Origin of the sequence: Bacillus sp. Nf3, from assembly GCF_003028545.1 — a bacterium.
Taxonomy (GTDB): Bacteria; Bacillota; Bacilli; order Bacillales; family Bacillaceae; genus Bacillus; species Bacillus safensis.
On the sequence record NZ_PYUA01000121.1, the window covers coordinates 1 to 516 of the forward strand.

The 516-nt window shown below is 67.1% G+C and carries 1 protein-coding gene; it reads left to right on the forward strand.

From position 1 onward, the window contains the following. A partial coding sequence (locus tag C9414_RS19885; RefSeq protein ID WP_219909146.1) for a hypothetical protein occupies positions 1–348 on the forward strand: 348 nt, incomplete at its 5' end. Positions 349–516: the final 168 nt, after the last annotated feature.

The following is a 516-nucleotide window of genomic DNA, read 5'->3' on the forward strand; positions in this document are numbered from 1 at the left end:
GCCACGCGCAGCGGCGGCCTGCCGGTCGGCAACCGCAACGTGGACTACAGCGGCTTCGGTGACGATGCCGCATTCAATGCCGGCGTGCAGCGCCTCGACGCGGTGCCTGCCGCGCAGGCCAGGGTGCGCAGCACGCTGGCGCTGACCGGCGCCCTGAAGCGGCCTCTGGTGATCCAGTTCAACCACAACGATCCCACCATCGTGCCGCACATGCAGACGCTGTATCCGCAACTGGCCAAGAGTGCCGGCGCTGCGCCGTTGCCACAGGTGCTGCCGGCGGTGGGGGAAGGTCACTGCGGCTTCTCCGATGCCCAGGTCGTCGAGGCGCTGAAGGCGGTGCAGCGCTGAGCGCAGCATCGTGCCGCAGTGCGGCGGGACAACGCGGCACCGATTGCTATGGTGGTCTGGCCCATTGACGGGCAGACAAAGGACTGACGTGATGATCAAGACGACCTTGAAGACCGTGATGCTCCTTGGCATGGCCATGACCGGCCTGGCCTTCGCCGCAGATTCCTG